Source organism: Caulobacter sp. AVps16 (assembly GCF_058681455.1).
This window is the reverse complement of the sequence record NZ_CM178739.1, coordinates 3,593,228-3,610,975: the sequence shown is the minus strand read 5'-3', so window position 1 is coordinate 3,610,975 and position 17,748 is coordinate 3,593,228. Positions and strand designations below refer to the sequence as shown.

Here is a 17,748-nt window from a genome sequence, read left to right as displayed (position 1 = left end):
AGCATGAACGCCACGATCGAACAGGTCCGGGCCCGGGTCGCCGAGCAGAAGGTCCGCCTGCCGGAGCTCTATGGCGGCATCGATTTCGACCTAGTCCCCGAACGCTTTACCGAGATCCCGGCCGAAAGCGTCGCCCCGAAGGGTGTGGCGGGGGCCGAGCCCTCCGCGGAACAGCTGGACCTGATCCGGGCCTATACCCTGCTGGGCGACCGGGTGGCCGACGCCTATGCCGGCCTGATGCCGCAACACGGCTTTCGCGGTCTGATCGGCCTGCTGACCCGGGCCTGCGACGAGGGGGTGGAGGCAATCCCCGACGCACCGCCCGAACTGGTGGCCTTCATCCGCGACATGGAACAGATTCCCGACTGGCTCGACATGGACCTGGTGCGGGAAGGGGCAAGGCTGGACCGCCCGGCGGCGGCCGTCCTGTCGCCGTTCGCGATCCGCGGGGCCTTTGTCGCAACCTTCATGAACAAATATGCCGCCCTGCCCATGGCCCTGACCGGAACCCTGGGTCATGAGAGCGCCGCTCGCCGGGTCAATGAGACGGCGAGCTTCTTCACCACGACCCTGCTGCCCGGGGCCCTGGAGCGTCACGGGCCCGGCTTCAAGGCCGCCGCCATGGTCCGGCTGATGCATTCCATGGTGCGCTTCAATGCCCTGCGCCGACCCGGTGCCTGGGACGCCCGGGTCTATGGGGTGCCGATCCCCCAGGTCGACCAGATGCCGGCCGGCCTGATCCCGATCTTCCTGCTGAGCTACAAGCTGCTGCGCCAGGGGCGCACCACCTTCACCCCGGCCGAGCGGGCCCGTGTCGAGCTGAGCCGCTATCGCTGCTATCTGCTGGGCCTGCCCGAAGACCTGTTGGCCGACAATCCGGTCGGCATCGTTCAGGCCATGACCGCCCGCAACCAGACCTTAAGGCGCGGCTTCGACGACAAAACCTGCGGCGCGCTGGTCCGCGCCACCCTGTCGGCCTATCTCCCCTCCGATCGCGGCTGGCGAAATCGCCTGTTCAATTCGGTTGAGCGGGGCTTTGCCAAGGTCTTCTTCCTGCGCCAGTTCCTGGGCGGCGATCGCGCTGCGGCCGCAAGGATGGGGGTTGAGATCACCCCGGCGGACCGCATCCTGTTCCTGTTGGTCGCCCTGGTCGTGACCAGTCAGATGGCCGTCTATGGTCTGGCCCTGAAGATCCCGGGCCTGAGGTCGCTGGCAGACCTGAACCTGGTGCGGCAGCTGCGCCGGCACCTGGTCCGCTACGGCCATGCCGAGTTCACGACGGATGCGGCCCAGTATCGTCCGATGGCGGCCAAGGCTGAAGCGGCGATCTAGCCGGAGATCTCGACCAGGCCGAGCTTCACCCAGACGGCCTTGTCCTTCAGGGTCGACCGGATCCATTCGGCATGGACGGCCCGTTCGGCCTCGGTGGAGCGCGGGGCAAGAGGGCGGGGGCGCTGGCCATAGGCCCCGGCCTGTCGCTGTCCGGCCATGGCCTCGGTGACCACTGCCGTCAGTTCCAGGGCGCGTTCCTTGCCACCCTGCAGTTCCAGATAGACCTCGGCCAGCAGATGGGCGTCGATCAGGGCCCCGTGCTTGTCGCGGCTGTCCAGGCTGATCTTGTACCGTTTGCACAGGGCATCGAGCGAATTGTACATGCCCGGAAAGCGCTTCTTGGCCATGGCCAGGGTGTCGACCCAACGGCTTTCCGGCAGGGCCGGCCGACCGCATTTTTCCAGCTCGAAATTGACGAAGCTGCGGTCAAAGGCGGCGTTGTGGGCCACGACCACGCTGTCGCCGACAAACTCGAGGAAGCGATCGGCGATGACCTCGAAGCGGGGCTTGCCGGTCAGGAAGGCACTGGACAGGCCGTGGACCTTTTCGGCCTCGGCCGGCATGTCGCGCAGCGGATCGCAATATTCATGGAAGGACCGGCCGGTCGGCATGAAATCGACGACCTCGATACAGCCGATCTCGACCAGGCGATCGCCGGTCTTCGGATCAAAGCCGGTGGTTTCGGTGTCGAGGATGATTTCCCGGGCCATGGCGTTTCATGCGACCGTTCGACGGCAGCTTCAAGCCGTGGCGCGCAAGCGAGCCAGGATGTCGCGGACTTGTCCACGGGCATGGTCGAGGCCCTGGCTGGTGTCGATCACGAAATCGGCGCGAGCCCGCTTTTCGGCATCGGGAAGTTGGCGGGCCAGGATGGCCTCCAGCTTGGCCTCGTCCATGCCCGGCCGGGCCAGAACCCGGGCCCGCTGGACATCGGCCGGGGCCGAGACCACCACCACCTTGTGGACCCGTTTGTCGCCGCCGGTCTCGTACAGCAGGGGGACATCCAGCACGACGATGTCCTTGCGGTCGGCCGCCGCCTTTTCGAAAAAGCCGATGCGGTCGGCACCGACCAACGGATGGACGATGGCTTCCAGCCTTTGCAGAGCTTCGGGATTGCCCATCACGGCCGCGCTCAGCCGGGTCCGGTCGATGGCTCCATCGACCACCACGCCCGGAAAGGCCGCCTCGACCGGGGCCACCGCTGCGCCGCCGACCGCGTAGAGCGCATGCACAGCGCCGTCTGAATCATAGACCGGCACGCCCTCGGCCTCGAACATGGCCGAGGTGGTCGACTTGCCCATGCCGATGGAGCCTGTCAGGCCGACAATGATCATGGTTCAGGCCTCGCCCAGCAGGTTGAGCGCCAGTTGCCGCACATCGACCTCCGCCGGCGGGGCCTGGCCATAGAAGGCTTCAAACGATGGCACGGCCTGGCGCAGCAGCATTTCCAGGCCATCCACCGTGCGCCGGCCCAGGGCCTGGGCGCGCAGGAGAAACTCGGTGCGCAGTGGCTTGTAGACCATGTCCATCACCACCGCCTCGGCAGGGGTCAAAGCCAGCGGCGCTGCGGGACCGTCGCCGCCGCCCAGGCCTAGCGAGGTGGCGTTGATGATCAGGCCGGCATCGACCAGCAGGTCGGGCAGGGCGGACTCATCGGCGGCGACCACCCGGGTGCCGAACGCCGTGGCCAGCTCTTCGGCCCGGGCCAGGGTGCGGTTGACGATCCGAACCTGCGGCGCGCCCGCCAGCAGCAGGGCCGCGACGGCCCCTCGCGCCGCGCCGCCGGCCCCGAGGATCACGACCGGCGCAGCGCCGATATCGAAACCCGGTGCCTGAACGGCGATAGCCCCGAGCAGGCCGGGGCCGTCAGTATTGTCGGCCCGGATCGTTCCGTCGGCCGCAAAGATCAGCAGGTTGGCGGCCCCGGCCATGCGGGCCAGGTCGCTGGCGGTGTCCGCGACCGCCAGGGCGCGTTCCTTGAAGGGGATGGTGACGTTCAGGCCGCGAATGGCTCCGCCGCGCAGGCCGTCGACAAAGGCTTCAAAGCGATCCTCGGCAGGGGCGAAGGGCACATAGGCGGCGTCGAGGCCGGCCGCAGCGATCCAGGCATTGTGGATGACCGGGCTCATCGAGTGCCTGATCGGCGCGCCGCAGACGCCGGCGACCACCGCCGCGCCGGTGAGGGTGGCGCTCATGCCTCAAGGGCTCCGTGCAGACGCAGGAAATCCAGCAGTCCGACCAGGGGCAGGCCCAATATGGTGAAATAGTCGCCGTCTATGGCGTCGAACAGCTGCACGCCTTCGCTTTCCAGTTCGTAGCAGCCGACACAGTGCAGGATGTGCTCGCCGCGTCGGTCCAGATAGCCATCCAGCCAGGCGTCGCTGAACGGGCGCACGGAAAGCTTGGCGCTTTGCACCACCCGCCAGATCGGCTTGCCGTCGCGGGCCACGACCACGGCCGAATGCAGCTTATGGCTCTGACCGCGGAGCTCCAGAAGGAGAGCCCGGGCCTGGTCCAGGGTTTCCACCTTGTCGATCAGCCGTCCGGCGAAATCCAGGGTCTGGTCGGCGCCGATCACCAGCCCGGGCAGCTTGCCCGAGACCTTGACGGCCTTCAGCTCTGCGAGGGCATCGGCAACCTCGCGCGGCGCCGCGCCTTCAGCCAGCAGGCTGGCCTTGGTGGCCTCCTCATCGACGCCGGCGACAACCGACTCAAAGGTCAGACCGGCATTGCGCAGGATCGCCTGGCGGGCAGAACTCTTCGAGGCCAAGGTGACGGGCGTCAGGCTCATCCCAGAACCTCGACCTGGCCGCGACCGCCGGACAGCAGGTTGATGATCGCCGCGGCGGTCTCCTCGACCGATCGCCGGGTCACGTCGATGATCGGCCAGCCCATCTTCTCGAACAGGCGACGGGCGGCAATGATCTCGCTCCGCACGGCATCCGTGTCGATATAGTCGCTCTCGCGATTTTCTTTCAGAGACAGCAGCCGGTTGCGGCGGATCTGGATCAGCCGGTCCGGCGAGGTCATCAGGCCGACGATCAGGGTGTTCTTGAGCTCAAACAGTTCGGTGGGCGGCGGGCGTCCCGGCACCAGGGGCACATTGGCGGCCCGCACGCCGCGATGGGCCAGATAGATGCAGGTCGGGGTCTTGGAGGTGCGGGACACGCCGACGAGGATCACATCGGCCTGGGTCAGGTCCTGGCCACCCTGTCCGTCATCATGGGCTATGGCATAGTCCAGGGCCTCGATGCGGTCGAAATAGTCGTTGTTCAGGGCATGCTGCGCGCCCACCCGGGTAGAGATGCGTGCGCCGAGATAGCGGGACATTGCGCTGACCACGGGGTCGAGGGCGGCGATACAGGGCATTTCCAGGCGCCGGCAGCCTTCCTCGAGGGCCGTGCGCAGATTGGGATCGATGATGGTGTGCATGACCACACCGGGGGCCCCGGCGATCTCTTCAAGCGCCCGGTCGAGCTGCCGGGTCGAACGCACCAGGGCATAGATGTGCTCGATCGGCAGAATGTCCGTGAAGCGGGCGCAGACGGCCCGGGCCATGGCGTTCAGGGTCTCGCCGGTCGAATCCGAGACGAGATGGATATGGAAATAGGTGGCAAAGCGCGGCGGCGGCCGGTCCTCGCTGGCATGATTGCCCGAACCTTCCTGTGGATCATCCGTTAACGGTTGCTTAACCACTTGGTCTGCCTCTGGGGACGCCCGGGCGCCAAAGCCGTCCCGAAGCGTGATGTCCTAGTGTCGCTGTGATCAACGGCCACATTGACCGCCTAACATCCCCAAGCCGAAGCCGCATCCCTGGATATGTGATCACCTGGGTCCCACACTTCGGGATAAAGGGTTAATGCAAGCTTAAGGCGCGTTGGCTGTGTTAAGAATTTGTTAAGGAAGCTGGGGCCCTGGCCGATCATCCCCAGGATTAACCACACGCCATCCCCCTGTGGGTGAAGACGGGTACAAGCTTGGACGAACGGGGGATTCCGAAGCTACGGCGGCGGTTTTCCCCAGTTCCCACTTGCCCTTCCGCCTCTTCCTCCAAACTTAAGATCTTATTAAGAAATGAAGATGGGCCTTCGGGGTTGAGCCCGAGGGCAGGACAGGTTTTAAGGCCTGCATGAACGCGCCGAACCTCACAGCCCAGACGCCCAAGCTGCTTTCCGTCCTCGCCGGACAGACCGTGGATCGACCGCCGGTCTGGTTCATGCGTCAGGCCGGTCGTTATTTGCCCGAGTACCGGGCCGTGCGCGCCACGACGCCGGATTTCATCAGCTTCTGCTTCGATCCTGAAAAGGCGGCTGAGGTGACGCTGCAGCCGATGCGGCGCTTTCCCTATGATGCGGCCATTGTCTTCGCAGACATCCTGCTGATCCCGGGTGCCCTGGGTCAGAAGGTCTGGTTCGAAGCCGGGGAAGGTCCTCGCCTTGGGGAATTGCCGTCGATCGAGTCCATGGCGGAACTGGCCAGTGAGGCTGGAGCCAGGCTGTCGAACATTGGCGAGACCCTGAGCCGGGTCAGGGCGGCGCTTGATCCCGAAAAGGCTCTGATCGGCTTTGCCGGAGCGCCCTGGACCGTCGCGACCTACATGATTGAAGGCGGGTCCAGCGACCGTGCCGCAGCTCGAACCTTCGCCTATCATCAGCCGGAGAAGCTCGACCGTCTGATCGACATCCTGGTCGAGGCGACCATCGATTATCTCGTCATGCAGGTGAAGGCAGGGGCCCAGGCCCTGAAGCTGTTCGAAAGCTGGGCCGAGGGCCTGTCCGAACCACAGTTCGAGCGTCTGGTCATCCGTCCGCACATGGCCATCGTCCAGGGCCTGCGCGATCGCGGCGTAACTGTGCCGATGATCGGCTTTCCGCGCGGGGCCGGGGCTCTGGTCGAGACCTATGCCTCGGTGGTGCCCGTACAGGGCGTGGCGCTCGACACCCAGGCCAGTGCGGCCATGGGTCAGAGGATCCAGGCCCTGAAGCCGATCCAGGGCGCGCTGGACCCTCTGCTGCTGCGGGCGGGCGGCGATCAGCTTCTGCGCCGGGTCGACCAGATGATCGAGCAGTGGGGCCAGGGGCCCTACATCTTCAACCTCGGTCACGGCATCCTGCCGGACACCCCGATCGCCCATGTCGAGCAGGTTCTGGCCCGGGTGACCGGCAAATGAGCGCGCGCCGGAAGATTGCGGTCGTCCTGTTCAACCTCGGGGGGCCGGACGGTCCTGACGCGGTCCGGCCGTTCCTGTTCAACCTCTTTCGCGATCCGGCCATCATCGGGGCTCCGGCCTTCATCCGCTATCCGCTGGCGGCCCTGATCTCGACGACCCGGGAAAAGGCCGCCAAGGCCAACTACGCCATCATGGGCGGGGGCTCGCCCCTCTTGCCGGAAACCGAGAAACAGGCGGCGGCGCTGGAGGGTGCCCTGGCCGAGGCGCTTCCGGATGCCGAGACCCGCTGCTTCATCGCCATGCGCTACTGGAAGCCCCTGACCGAGGATACCGCCAAGGCGGTTAAGGCCTGGGCCCCCGACGAGGTCGTCCTGCTGCCGCTCTATCCGCAGTTCTCGACCACCACGACCGGATCTTCGGTCAAGGCCTGGAAGAAGGCCTATCGCGGTTCCGGGACCGTCCGGACCATCTGCTGCTATCCGACGGATGATGCCCTGATCGAGGCCCACGCCCGCCTGATCCGGGAGGCCTATGAAAAGGCAGGCAGCCCCAAGCCGGCGCGCTTGCTGTTCTCTGCCCATGGCCTGCCGGAAAAGGTCATCCAGGCCGGAGATCCCTACCAGCAACAGATCGAGGCCACGGCGGCGGCGGTGGCGGCGAAGCTGGGCGACGGCTGGGACTGGAAGGTCAGCTATCAGAGCCGGGTGGGCCCGCTGAAATGGATTGGCCCCTCGACCGATGACGAGATCCTGTCTGCGAGTGAGCAGGGTCTCAGCCTGGTTGTGACACCCATCGCCTTCGTCTCGGAGCATATCGAGACCCTGGTGGAGCTCGACCATGAATATCGCGAACTGGCCGTAGAGGCCGGCTGTCCGACCTATGTCCGGGTTCCGGCGCTTGGGATCGAATCCGGCTTCATCGGCGGTCTCGCCCAGGCGGTGGTCGGGTCGCTGCCCCGCGAAGGGATCGCGCCGGCCTGTGTCTGGCAGTGCGGCGGAGACCGGCGGCAATGTCCGCGGACCCTGGGAGCAGGCGCGTGATCGATTTCCTGGTTCAGAATTTCAATCTGGTTCGCGGGCTGCACATTCTGGCGGTCATTGCCTGGATGGCCGGCATGCTGATGTTGCCGCGCATCTTCGTCTACCACATGAGCGCCGAGCCGGGCTCGCGGATGGACGCGGTGTTCAAACAGGCCGAGCTGCGGATCCTCCGCATCATCATCAATCCGGCCATGATCCTGGCAACGGTGTTCGGCGGGCTGCTGATCCTGGCCGACAGTGCCATCCGCGGCTGGGGCTTCCTGCTTCAGCCCTGGATGCTGACCAAGATCGCGGCGCTGATCTTTCTGTTCGGCTGGCACGGTTTCATGGCCGGCGCGCGCCGCAAGTTCGCCAATGATCAGAACACCCGCTCGGAAAAGTTCTGGCGGATGACCAACGAACTGCCGTTCATCGCGGCGATCATCATCGTCCTGTCGGTGACGACCAAGTTTCTGAACCACTAGGAACCGCGCTGCGGCGCTTGACCCGCCCAGCGGCATGTGGTTCCCATCCAGCTGGCTCCGGCGCATCGCGTCGGGACTGACTCCTCTTTCGGACTGGCGCCCGTCCTGGCGCGCCCCCTGGAGCCTGGCTCCGAAGGTCCGTTCCCCAATCGATCCGCGTCGTCGTCATGGCGCGCTCGCCGTTTACGCGATGGCGTGAAACTGAAATCCTTTCCGGCCGGATCGTTTTTCGCGGTCCGTGCCCCCGTTTGAGTCAAATCATGACCGAAGACACCGAACACGACGTTTCCGCTGAGGAAGCCGTTGTCGACACCACCACCCCCGCCCAGACGGCCGGCGCCGAGTCCGAAGAGGATGGCGGCGACGAAGGCTCCGAGATCAGTGCGGCCGTGGCGGCCCTGGGCCTGAAGACCATGTCCCTGCAGGAGCTGAAGGAGAAATCCCCGGCTGACCTGCTGGCCTTTGCCGAGACCTTCGAGGTCGAGAACGCCAATTCCATGCGCAAGCAGGACATGATGTTCGCGATCCTCAAGACCCTCGCCGAGGAAGGTGTGGAGATCTCCGGCTCGGGCACCATGGAAGTTCTACAGGATGGCTTCGGCTTCCTGCGCTCGCCGGAAGCCAACTACCTGCCGGGCCCGGACGACATCTATGTCTCGCCCTCGCAGATCCGGAAGTATGGCCTGCGCACCGGCGATACGGTGGACGGTGCCATCCGCTCACCGCGCGAAGGCGAGCGCTACTTTGCCCTGACCGGCGTGGCCAAGATCAATTTCGAGGCCCCCGACAACGTCAAGCACAAGATCCACTTCGACAACCTGACGCCGCTCTATCCCGAAGAGCGCCTGAACATGGAACTGCCCGATCCGACCATCAAGGATCGCTCCGGCCGGATCATCGACATCGTCGCCCCGCTCGGCAAGGGCCAGCGCTGCCTGATCGTCGCCCCGCCGCGCGTGGGCAAGACCGTGATGCTTCAGAACATCGCCAAGTCGATCGAGACCAACCACCCCGAGTGCTACCTGATCGTGCTTCTGATCGACGAGCGTCCGGAAGAAGTCACTGACATGCAGCGCACCGTGAAGGGTGAGGTCATTGCCTCGACCTTTGACGAGCCGGCAACCCGTCACGTCCAGGTGGCCGAGATGGTCATCGAAAAGGCCAAGCGCCTGGTCGAACACAAGCGCGACGTCGTCATCCTGCTGGACTCGGTCACCCGTCTGGGCCGCGCCTACAACACCACCGTCCCGTCGTCGGGCAAGGTCCTGACCGGCGGTGTCGACGCCAATGCCCTGCAGCGTCCGAAGCGCTTCTTCGGCGCCGCGCGCAATGTGGAGGAAGGCGGTTCGCTCTCGATCATCGCCACGGCCCTGATCGATACCGGCAGCCGCATGGACGAAGTGATCTTCGAAGAGTTCAAGGGCACCGGTAACTCGGAAATTATCCTGGACCGCAAGGTCGCCGACAAGCGGATCTTCCCGGCCATCGACGTGCTGAAGTCCGGCACTCGCAAGGAAGAGCTGATCACCCCGCGCGACCAGCTGCAGAAGACCTATGTGCTGCGCCGGATCCTCAATCCGATGGGCGCGTCGGACGCCATCGAGTTCCTGCTCGAGAAGATGCGCCAGTCCAAGACCAACGGCGACTTCTTCCAGTCGATGAACACCTGAGTTCAGACGGCCTCACCGCCATACGGAAAAGCCCCGGGGATGACCCGGGGCTTTTTTGTGGTCTGACCGGGTATCTGGCCCTACGGCAGCAGCAGGGTAGCGCCGGTCGTACGTCGGCCTTCCAGGGCCTCATGGGCAGCCCGGGCCTCTGACAGGGGGAAGGTCTGGCCGATGTCGATCCTGACCGCGCCCGATGCGAGGACGGCGAACAGGGCCCGGGCGCTTTCGTCCAGCTCGTCCGTGGTGACGATGTAGTCGAACAGGCGAGGGCGGGTCACGAACAGCGACCTGCTGGACAGCTCCAGCGGTGAGAACGGCGGGACGGGTCCGGAGGCATTGCCGAAGGTCGCCAGGACGCCTCGTCGCGCGAGGCTTTTCAGGCTGGCCTCGAAGGTGTCCTTGCCGACGCCGTCATAAACCACGGCCACGCCTTTGCCGCCGGTGATCTCGGCGACGCGGGCGGCGACGTCCTCATGGTCATAGAGGATCACGTGGTCGGCACCGAGGTCACGGGCGATGGCGGCCTTGGCCTCCGATCCCACCGTGGCAATAACGGTCGCGCCGAGGCTCTTGCACCACTGGACGAGGATCGAACCGACCCCGCCGGCGGCGGCGTGGACCAGAACGACATCGGCAGGTTTCACGTGGAAACATCGCCGGACCAGAAACTCGGCGGTCATGCCCTTGAGCAGCACGGCCGCGGCGACCTCGAGACTGACGCTGTCGGGAACCTTCACGGCCCGGTCCGCCGGAACCGCGGCCGCCTCGGCATAGGCTCCGAGCGATCCATTATAGGCGACGCGATCTCCGGCTGCGAAACGTGTGACGCCCTCGCCGAGGGCCGCGACGACGCCGGCCGCCTCCAGCCCGAGCACCGCCGGCATCTTCATCGGATAGAGGCCAGAGCGGTGATAGGTGTCGATATAGTTCAGGCCGACGGCGTGATGTCTGACGAGGATCTGGCCGGGCCCCGGAGCGGGGAGGGGCAGGTCTACGGCTTCGAGCACCTCGGGGCCGCCGGTGCGCACGGCTTGCATGGCCAGCATCGGATCAGCCCAGATTGGTCTTGAAGAAGGCCAGGCTGCGGCCATTGGCCATGGCGGCGTCTGCGGCGTCGTAGTGCGCGCCGCCTTCCCGGGCAAAGGCGTGGTCGCGGCCGACATAGGTATGGATCTCGATCTGCGGATGGTCCTTCAGGGCGGCCAGGATCACAGCTTGCGCTTCCGGCGGCACGAACTGGTCCTTCTCGGCGATGTGCAACAGAAGGGGACGCGCCAGCTTGTCAGCCTCGCCTACGTGCTTTTCCAGACCCACGCCGTAATAGGACACGCAGGCGTCAGCGTCCGTGCGGGTGGCGGTCAGGAAGGCCAGAAGCCCGCCGAGGCAATAGCCCACGGCCCCGACCTTGCCCGATACACCGTCCATGGCGCGGACAGCCGCAATCGTGGCGGCGATGTCGGCGACCCCGTTGTCCACGTCGAACGCATTGAACAGTTCAAAGGCGCGTTTCCACTCGGCCTCCGACTGGTCGGTGATGTCGATGCCAGGCTCGATCCGCCAGAAAAGGTCGGGGCAGATGGCCACGAAGCCCTGGGCCGCCAGGCCGTCGCAGATATCGCGCATGACCTTGTTGACCCCGAAGATCTCCTGGATCACGACGATAGCCGGCGCCGGGCTTGCCGCCGGATCTGCCTGGGGTCGCGCCACATAGGCCGTAAAGGCGCCGTCAGGCGTGGTGATGCTGAGGGTCTCGCTCATCGGGGCTCTCCGTCCTAAGGGGTCGATGTGACTTTCGACCAAAGCGCTCTAACGTGCCGCGTCGGGCCTGGCCCATAACAATATTGTGCCCTGACCTGAGGGAACCACCATGAAGATGACCATCGAGATCGACTGTACCCCCGTGGAAGCGCGCACCTTCCTCGGCCTGCCGGATGTCAGCCTGCTCAACGACCACATGGTCAAGGAGATGCAGACCCGGATGGACGCCAATATGGCCATGTTGGCGCCCGAGGAGCTGATGAAGAACTGGATGGCCTTCGGCACCGGGGCCCAGGACCAGTTCCGCAAGCTGATGACGGCGGCGGCTGGCGCGGCGGTCGGCAAGCGCGACTGATGAGCGATACGATCTTCGCCCTGGCTACGGCGGCCGGACGGGCGGCTGTGGCTGTGGTTCGGATTTCGGGTCCGGCCACCTTGCACGTGGTCTCGGCCCTGGCCGGCAAGGTACCGCCGGCGCGCCTTGCGGCCTTGCGGCGGCTGAAGCATCGGGGCATCGAGCTGGACGAGGCCCTGGTGCTGCGGTTCCAGGGGCCGGCGAGCTATACCGGCGAGGATGCAGCAGAGTTTCACGTGCATGGCGGCCGGGCCGTCGTCGATGCCCTGATGCTGGCTCTGGCGGATCTGGGGCTGAGGCTGGCTGAGCCCGGTGAGTTCACGCGCCGGGCCTTCGAGAACGGCAAGCTGGATCTGGCCCAGGCCGAAGGTGTGGCCGATCTGATCGACGCCGAGACCGAGGCCCAGCGTCGCCAGGCGCTCGGCCAGGTCGGGGGAGCCTTGACCCGGCGCTATGATCGCTGGCGGGATCTGCTGGTTGAATCCCTGGCCATGCTCGAGGCGGCGGTAGACTTCCCGGATGAGGATCTTCCCGAGGCCGTGGCCCAACGCGCGCGTCCTGGGCTGGTGGCCCTGGCCTCCGAGATCGATGCGGCCCTGGCCGATGTTTCCCGTGGTCACAGGGTGCGTGACGGCTATCGGATCGCCCTGGTCGGGGCACCCAATGCCGGCAAGAGCACGATCCTGAACGGTCTGGTCGAACGTGAGGCGGCCATTGTCACCGCCATTGCCGGTACGACCCGTGACATTATCGAGGTGCCCCTGGAGCTTGGGGGCTACCGGGTGTTGCTGGCCGATACGGCCGGCCTGCGTGATACCGACGACGTGGTCGAAGCCGAGGGTGTCCGCCGGGCCCGGACCTGGTCGAGCGAAGCGGATCTGCGGCTCTGGATCGTCGATGGTTTTCACGTGGAACAACTCGACCGCGACGAAGGCCCTGTTCTGTCGGCGGGGGACTGGGTGGTGATCAACAAGATGGATATCGCCGATCCGGCCGCCGCGTCGTTGGCGGCCGAGGGGCTGCGGAACAGGGGTCTGATGGTAACCACCGTCTCGGCCCGGGCCCCGGGTGAGCTCGACCGGCTCAAGGCGGCCCTGGTGGACCACGTGACGGAAGCCTTGTCGGGCTCTGAGTTTCCGGCCGCGACGCGCTTGCGGCATGCCGAACGTTTGCGGGAAGCCCGTGCGTTTCTGGTCAGGGCTCTGTCGTCGGAGGGCCTGGAGGTTGAGCTGGCGGCCGAAGATGTCCGACTGACCGCCCGCGCCCTGGGCCGGATCACCGGCACGATCGATGCCGAGGATGTGCTGGACCGGGTCTTCTCGAGCTTCTGCATCGGCAAGTAGGGTTTCACGTGGAACACTGACAGCTTGTCCACAGGCTGATCACAGTTGCGTCCCGGCTGTTTCACGTGAAACGTCGCGGACTCAGATCGACCTTTTTGCCCCAAGCGCGTATAGAGAAGTCCAGCGCCCCCGCCAGACCCGGGGGCGTTCGCATTGAGGCCTATTGCTTTGTCCAACTCCTGGGATGTCATCGTCATTGGCGGCGGTCATGCCGGCTGCGAAGCCGCCAGTGCGGCGGCGCGGACCGGTGTGCGAACGCTGCTGTTGACGCACAAGCTCGAGACCATCGGCGAGATGTCCTGCAACCCGGCCATTGGCGGCCTGGGCAAGGGCCATCTGGTTCGCGAAATCGACGCCCTCGACGGCGTCATGGGCCGGATGGCTGACAAGGCCGGGATCCAGTTCCGGATGCTCAATCGCTCCAAGGGGCCTGCCGTGCGGGGGCCGCGCTCCCAGATCGATCGCCGGCTCTATCGCGAGGCGATGCAAGCCGAGCTGAATGCCACGTGTAACCTCGAGATCATTGCAGCGGCCGCCGAAGATCTCGTCGTCAAAGACGGCAAGGTTGCCGGTGTGGTCGATGGGGACGGGGTGACCTATCGGGCACCGCGGGTGGTCCTGACCACCGGCACCTTCCTCAAAGGGGTCATCCATCTGGGCGAGACCCGTACCCCGGCCGGTCGGGTCGGGGATGCGCCGTCAATCGGTCTGTCCGACCGGCTCTATGGCCTGAACTTCCACATGGGACGGCTCAAGACTGGCACGCCGGCCCGTCTCGACGGCGCGACGATCGGCTGGGATCGCCTCGAGATGCAGGCGGCCGATGAAGAGCCGGTACCGTTTTCGTTTCTGACCGATCGGATCACCGTCCCGCAGATCCAGTGCGGCGTGACCTATACGACGGCAGAGACCCACCAGATCATCGCCGATCGCCTGGGCGAATCCGCCGTCTATGGCGGTCGTGCCACGGGGATTGGGCCGCGCTATTGCCCCTCGATCGAGGACAAGGTGGTGCGCTTCGCCGACAAGACCAGCCACCAGATCTTTCTGGAGCCGGAAGGCCTCGACGATCCGACCGTCTATCCCAACGGGACTTCGACCTCGGTTTCGGAAGAGACCCAGCTGATGTTCCTGCGGACCATCCCGGGTCTGGAGCAGGTCGAGGTCAAGCGCTTCGGCTATGCGATCGAATATGACTATGTCGATCCCCGTGAACTGTTCCCGACCCTGGAGACCAAGCGCCTGCCCGGTCTCTATCTGGCCGGCCAGATCAACGGCACGACCGGCTATGAGGAGGCGGGGGCCCAGGGTCTGGTCGCCGGCCTCAATGCCGCTCTGGCGGTTCAGGGCCGTGAGCCTGCGATCTTCGCCCGCGATGAAGCCTATATCGGCGTGATGATCGACGACCTCGTCACCCGTGGCGTCACGGAGCCCTATCGGATGTTCACCAGCCGGGCCGAGTTCCGCCTGACCCTGAGGGCCGACAATGCCGATCAGCGTCTCACCGATCGCGGCATAGCCCTTGGCCTGGTCGGCCCGGTGCGCGCCGAGGCCTGGGGGGCCAAGAAGGCCCAACTGGAGGCCGCCCGGGCCTTTGCCCGGTCGGTTAGCCTGACCCCACCCGAAGCCCAGAAGGCGGGCTTCAAGGTCAAGGAAGACGGTGAGCGCCGCAATATCTTCGCCCTGCTGGCCTATCCGGATGCGACCCTGGACCGGCTGGCTGAGGTCTGGCCCGAGGTTTCCACGTGGAACATGGCCGTCCGGGAGCAGATCGAGATTGAGGCCACCTATGCGGGCTATCTCGACCGCCAGCGCGCCGATGCCGAATCCTTCCGCAAGGAGGAAGATCTCCGCCTGCCCGCCGATCTCGACTATGGGGCCATTGGCAGCCTTTCGAACGAGGTCCGCGAGAAGCTGGTGAGGGTCAAGCCCCTGACCCTGGGCCAAGCCGCCCGGATTGAAGGCGTGACGCCGGGAGCCCTGACCGCGCTCCTCGCCCACGTGCGCCGTCATGCCGCCTGAGATCCTGACCCAGAGCCCGCCACCGGCCGAGCCGATGCTCGATGCAGCGGCTTATCAAGCCCTGACCGGGGTCTCGGACCGCCAATTGGCGGACCTGGCCCGCTATCAGGAGCTGCTGGCCACGTGGAACGCGGTGATGAACCTCGTCGGCCCGGCGACCCTGGCCACCTATTGGACAAGGCATGCCCTCGACAGCTCGCAGCTGCTCGATCTGGCTCCCGGCGCAAAGATCTGGGCAGACCTTGGTGCCGGGGCGGGTCTGCCCGGGGTCGTTCTGGCCATACTTCTGAAGGACACACCGGGTGCGACCGTCCATCTCGTCGAGAGCATGGCCAAGCGCTGCCGGTTCCTGTCCGAGGTGGTTACCGCCCTCGACCTGCCGGCCCAGGTGCACAATGCCCGGGCCGAAGACCTGAAGCTCAAGGTCGAGGTCGTGACGGCCCGGGCCTGCGCGCCGATGACCCGGCTGCTGGGGTTCTCGCAACCCTATCTGCAGCGGGGTGCCCTGGGCCTGTTCCTCAAGGGGCAGGATGTCGCCAGTGAGCTGACCGAGGCCGAGAAGGCCTGGGTATTCGATGCCGAACTGCGACCCAGCCAAAGCGACCCTCGGGGTCGGATCGTTCAAGTAAAGGGGCTTTCCCGTGTCCGCTAAGCCACTCCAGCCGCTCCGCGTTCTCGCCATCGCCAACCAGAAGGGCGGCGTCGGCAAGACCACGACGGCGATCAATCTGGGCACGGCCCTGGCTGCCTGTGGCGAACGGGTCCTGCTGATCGACGCCGATCCGCAGGGCAACTGTTCGACGGGCCTCGGCATCACCCGCCAGCAGCGTCGCACAACCCTCTATGACGTGCTGATGGGAGAGTCGCCGGTGGTCGATGCCGCCGTGTCGACCAGCCTGCCGGGTCTCGACGTCGTGCCGGCTGATGCCGACCTGTCCGGTGTCGAACTGGAACTGGGTCAGACGGCCCGCCGGTCCTACCGGCTGCGCGACGCCCTTGAGCCCCTGCGGGCCGGCGGGCCCTACACCTATGTCCTGATCGATTGTCCGCCGTCGCTGAACGTCCTGACCGTCAATGCCATGACCGCCGCTGATGCGGTGTTCGTGCCCCTGCAGTGCGAGTTCTTCGCCCTCGAAGGTTTGACCCAGCTGATCCGGACCATCGAGCGGGTCCGCGGCAGCCTCAATCCGCACCTCGAGATCCAGGGTGTGGTCCTGACCATGTACGACAAGCGCAATAGCCTGTCCGAACAGGTGGCCAAGGACGTCCGGGCCCATTTCGGCGACAAGGTCTATGACGCTGTCATTCCGCGCAATGTGCGGGTTTCTGAGGCGCCGTCCTTCGGCAAGCCCGTCCTGCTCTATGATCTGAAATGCGCCGGTAGCCAGGCCTATCTGAAACTGGCCCGGGAAGTGATCAGCCGCGAACGGGCCCGCCTGTCCCAGGCCGCCTAGAACCAGAACAACAGTCGTTTCGAGCTTGAAGATGGAGTCCGTCGTGGTGGGAGAGCCGGGTATGGCCGAAGGGCGTAGGGGTTTGGGTCGCGGTCTGTCCGCCCTGCTGGGCGAGGTCGAAGCCGCGCCGGCCCAGGCCCCGGGCGAACGGCTCGGCGGGGCCAATGAGGCTCCGATCGAACTGCTGCGGCGCAATCCTGACCAGCCTCGCCGGACCTTCCGGGAAGACGATCTGGTCGAGCTGTCCAACTCGATCCGCGAAAAGGGCATATTGCAGCCCATCCTGGTGCGGCCGGCCCCAGGCGCGGACGGGGAATACCAGATCGTCGCCGGCGAACGCCGCTGGCGTGCGGCCCAGCGCGCCGGTCTGAAGACGGTGCCGATCCTGGTCCGCGATCTGGATGATCTGGCGGTCCTTGAGATCGGCATCATCGAGAACGTCCAGCGGTCTGATCTGAACATCCTGGAAGAGGCCCTGTCCTACCGGGTGCTGATGGACAAGTTCGACCGGACCCAGGACAACATCGCCCAGACCATCGGCAAGAGCCGCAGCCATGTCGCCAACACCCTGCGGCTTCTGGCCCTGCCCGATGAGGTCCAGGCGCATCTGGTCAGTGGCGAACTGTCTGCGGGCCATGCCCGCGCCATCGCCGCGGCGGAGGACCCGGCGGCCCTGGCCCGCGAGATCATCGAGCGCGGTCTTTCGGTTCGTGACACCGAGGCCCTGGCCCGCAAGTCACCGGGCGGCGGGTCGTCCAAGAGCAAGGGTGGCCGTCCCGCCAAGGTCAAGGACACCGACACCCAGGCGCTCGAGCATGACCTGTCCTCGGTGCTGGGTCTGACCGTGGTCATCGATCACCGCGACGGTGCCGGTCAGCTGACCGTCAGCTACGCGACGCTCGAACAACTCGACGACCTTTGCAACCGTCTGACGCGCGGGGTCTGATCAGGCGCACACAATGGGATTTCGAAAGGTGTGAAACCACAGGTTTTGACCCCGCTCTGTGGCGCACAGAAGGGCGTCCTTCCGTACGCGGGGAAGCACCATTTTTGTCAGACGACGTTGAAATTCGCGAAAATCGTCGCAAGACGCTGTTCCGCAAGGCTTTCCCGAAAGTCATCCACAGGTGAGCAAAGGCC

Annotated in this window: 18 protein-coding genes; 11 read left to right on the top strand and 7 right to left on the bottom strand. The window is 65.7% G+C overall.

Translation table 11 applies throughout. The annotated features are described in order from the left end of the window. The first annotated feature begins 3 nt into the window (after nt 1–3). Nucleotides 4–1,332 carry an oxygenase MpaB family protein gene (locus ACW17U_RS17355; RefSeq protein ID WP_492054071.1) on the top strand — a complete coding sequence of 443 codons (1,329 nt, stop codon included), beginning with the start codon at nt 4–6 and terminating at the stop codon, nt 1,330–1,332. Here ACW17U_RS17355 and dnaQ read toward each other — a convergent pair. The 5 genes from dnaQ to ACW17U_RS17330 are packed head-to-tail and all read right to left on the bottom strand — an operon-like array spanning nt 1,329 to nt 5,028. Then, on the bottom strand, nt 1,329–2,042 hold the full coding sequence (dnaQ, locus tag ACW17U_RS17350) for a DNA polymerase III subunit epsilon (protein WP_492054069.1): 714 nt from the start codon (nt 2,040–2,042) through the stop codon (nt 1,329–1,331). The genes ACW17U_RS17355 and dnaQ overlap by 4 nt on opposite strands. 30 nt (nt 2,043–2,072) lie before the next feature. After that, nucleotides 2,073–2,666 carry a dephospho-CoA kinase gene (gene coaE, locus ACW17U_RS17345; RefSeq protein ID WP_492054067.1) on the bottom strand — a complete coding sequence of 198 codons (594 nt, stop codon included), beginning with the start codon at nt 2,664–2,666 and terminating at the stop codon, nt 2,073–2,075. Between the two features lie 3 nt (nt 2,667–2,669). After that, nucleotides 2,670–3,527: a shikimate dehydrogenase gene (aroE, locus tag ACW17U_RS17340; RefSeq protein WP_492054066.1), complete on the bottom strand. Its 858-nt coding sequence runs from the start codon at nt 3,525–3,527 to the stop codon at nt 2,670–2,672. Next, nucleotides 3,524–4,123, bottom strand: a complete 600-nt coding sequence (locus ACW17U_RS17335; RefSeq protein WP_492054064.1) for a Maf family protein — start codon at nt 4,121–4,123, stop codon at nt 3,524–3,526. Before ACW17U_RS17335 ends, aroE begins: the two co-directional genes overlap by 4 nt. After that, entirely contained in the window at nt 4,120–5,028 is a 909-nt protein-coding gene (locus ACW17U_RS17330; protein ID WP_062150870.1) for a pyruvate, water dikinase regulatory protein, read from the bottom strand. The genes ACW17U_RS17335 and ACW17U_RS17330 overlap by 4 nt, the downstream gene beginning before the upstream one ends. Nucleotides 5,029–5,461: 433 nt before the next feature. Here ACW17U_RS17330 and hemE point away from each other — a divergent pair, with 433 nt between their 5' ends. The 4 genes from hemE (at nt 5,462) to rho (ending at nt 9,676) form a co-directional block, all read left to right on the top strand. Further along, on the top strand, nt 5,462–6,502 hold the full coding sequence (gene hemE, locus ACW17U_RS17325) for a uroporphyrinogen decarboxylase (protein ID WP_492054062.1): 1,041 nt from the start codon (nt 5,462–5,464) through the stop codon (nt 6,500–6,502). Next, the gene (hemH, locus tag ACW17U_RS17320; protein ID WP_492054060.1) at nt 6,499–7,542 is read left to right on the top strand and encodes a ferrochelatase; all 1,044 of its coding nucleotides are present in this window, start codon (nt 6,499–6,501) and stop codon (nt 7,540–7,542) included. Before hemE ends, hemH begins: the two co-directional genes overlap by 4 nt. Beyond that, entirely contained in the window at nt 7,539–8,006 is a 468-nt protein-coding gene (locus ACW17U_RS17315; protein ID WP_084746151.1) for a CopD family protein, read from the top strand. The genes hemH and ACW17U_RS17315 overlap by 4 nt, the downstream gene beginning before the upstream one ends. Nucleotides 8,007–8,266: 260 nt before the next feature. Beyond that, nucleotides 8,267–9,676: a transcription termination factor Rho gene (gene rho, locus ACW17U_RS17310; protein WP_492054058.1), complete on the top strand. Its 1,410-nt coding sequence runs from the start codon at nt 8,267–8,269 to the stop codon at nt 9,674–9,676. Nucleotides 9,677–9,756: 80 nt separating this feature from the next. Here the strand turns inward: rho and ACW17U_RS17305 are convergent, their stop codons facing one another. Next, on the bottom strand, nt 9,757–10,722 hold the full coding sequence (locus tag ACW17U_RS17305; protein ID WP_492054056.1) for a quinone oxidoreductase family protein: 966 nt from the start codon (nt 10,720–10,722) through the stop codon (nt 9,757–9,759). Nucleotides 10,723–10,726: 4 nt separating this feature from the next. Continuing rightward, nucleotides 10,727–11,434: a dienelactone hydrolase family protein gene (locus ACW17U_RS17300; RefSeq protein ID WP_492054054.1), complete on the bottom strand. Its 708-nt coding sequence runs from the start codon at nt 11,432–11,434 to the stop codon at nt 10,727–10,729. A 109-nt stretch (nt 11,435–11,543) separates the two neighbouring features. Between ACW17U_RS17300 and ACW17U_RS17295 the strand changes: the two genes are divergently transcribed. The 6 genes from ACW17U_RS17295 (at nt 11,544) to ACW17U_RS17270 (ending at nt 17,554) form a co-directional block, all read left to right on the top strand. Continuing rightward, nucleotides 11,544–11,789: a DUF6489 family protein gene (locus tag ACW17U_RS17295; RefSeq protein WP_062150888.1), complete on the top strand. Its 246-nt coding sequence runs from the start codon at nt 11,544–11,546 to the stop codon at nt 11,787–11,789. Continuing rightward, complete coding sequence (gene mnmE / locus ACW17U_RS17290; protein WP_492054052.1) at nt 11,789–13,132, top strand: tRNA uridine-5-carboxymethylaminomethyl(34) synthesis GTPase MnmE; 1,344 nt, start codon at nt 11,789–11,791, stop codon at nt 13,130–13,132. Before ACW17U_RS17295 ends, mnmE begins: the two co-directional genes overlap by 1 nt. 168 nt (nt 13,133–13,300) lie before the next feature. Continuing rightward, a complete protein-coding gene (gene mnmG, locus ACW17U_RS17285) occupies nt 13,301–15,154 on the top strand; it encodes a tRNA uridine-5-carboxymethylaminomethyl(34) synthesis enzyme MnmG (RefSeq protein ID WP_492054050.1) in 1,854 nt (617 codons plus the stop codon). Further along, entirely contained in the window at nt 15,144–15,806 is a 663-nt protein-coding gene (gene rsmG, locus ACW17U_RS17280; protein ID WP_492054048.1) for a 16S rRNA (guanine(527)-N(7))-methyltransferase RsmG, read from the top strand. Before mnmG ends, rsmG begins: the two co-directional genes overlap by 11 nt. Beyond that, entirely contained in the window at nt 15,796–16,608 is an 813-nt protein-coding gene (locus ACW17U_RS17275; RefSeq protein ID WP_492054046.1) for a ParA family protein, read from the top strand. The genes rsmG and ACW17U_RS17275 overlap by 11 nt, the downstream gene beginning before the upstream one ends. 31 nt (nt 16,609–16,639) lie before the next feature. Then, nucleotides 16,640–17,554, top strand: coding sequence for a ParB/RepB/Spo0J family partition protein (locus ACW17U_RS17270; protein ID WP_062150902.1), 915 nt, complete (start codon nt 16,640–16,642; stop codon nt 17,552–17,554). Nucleotides 17,555–17,748 lie beyond the last annotated feature (194 nt).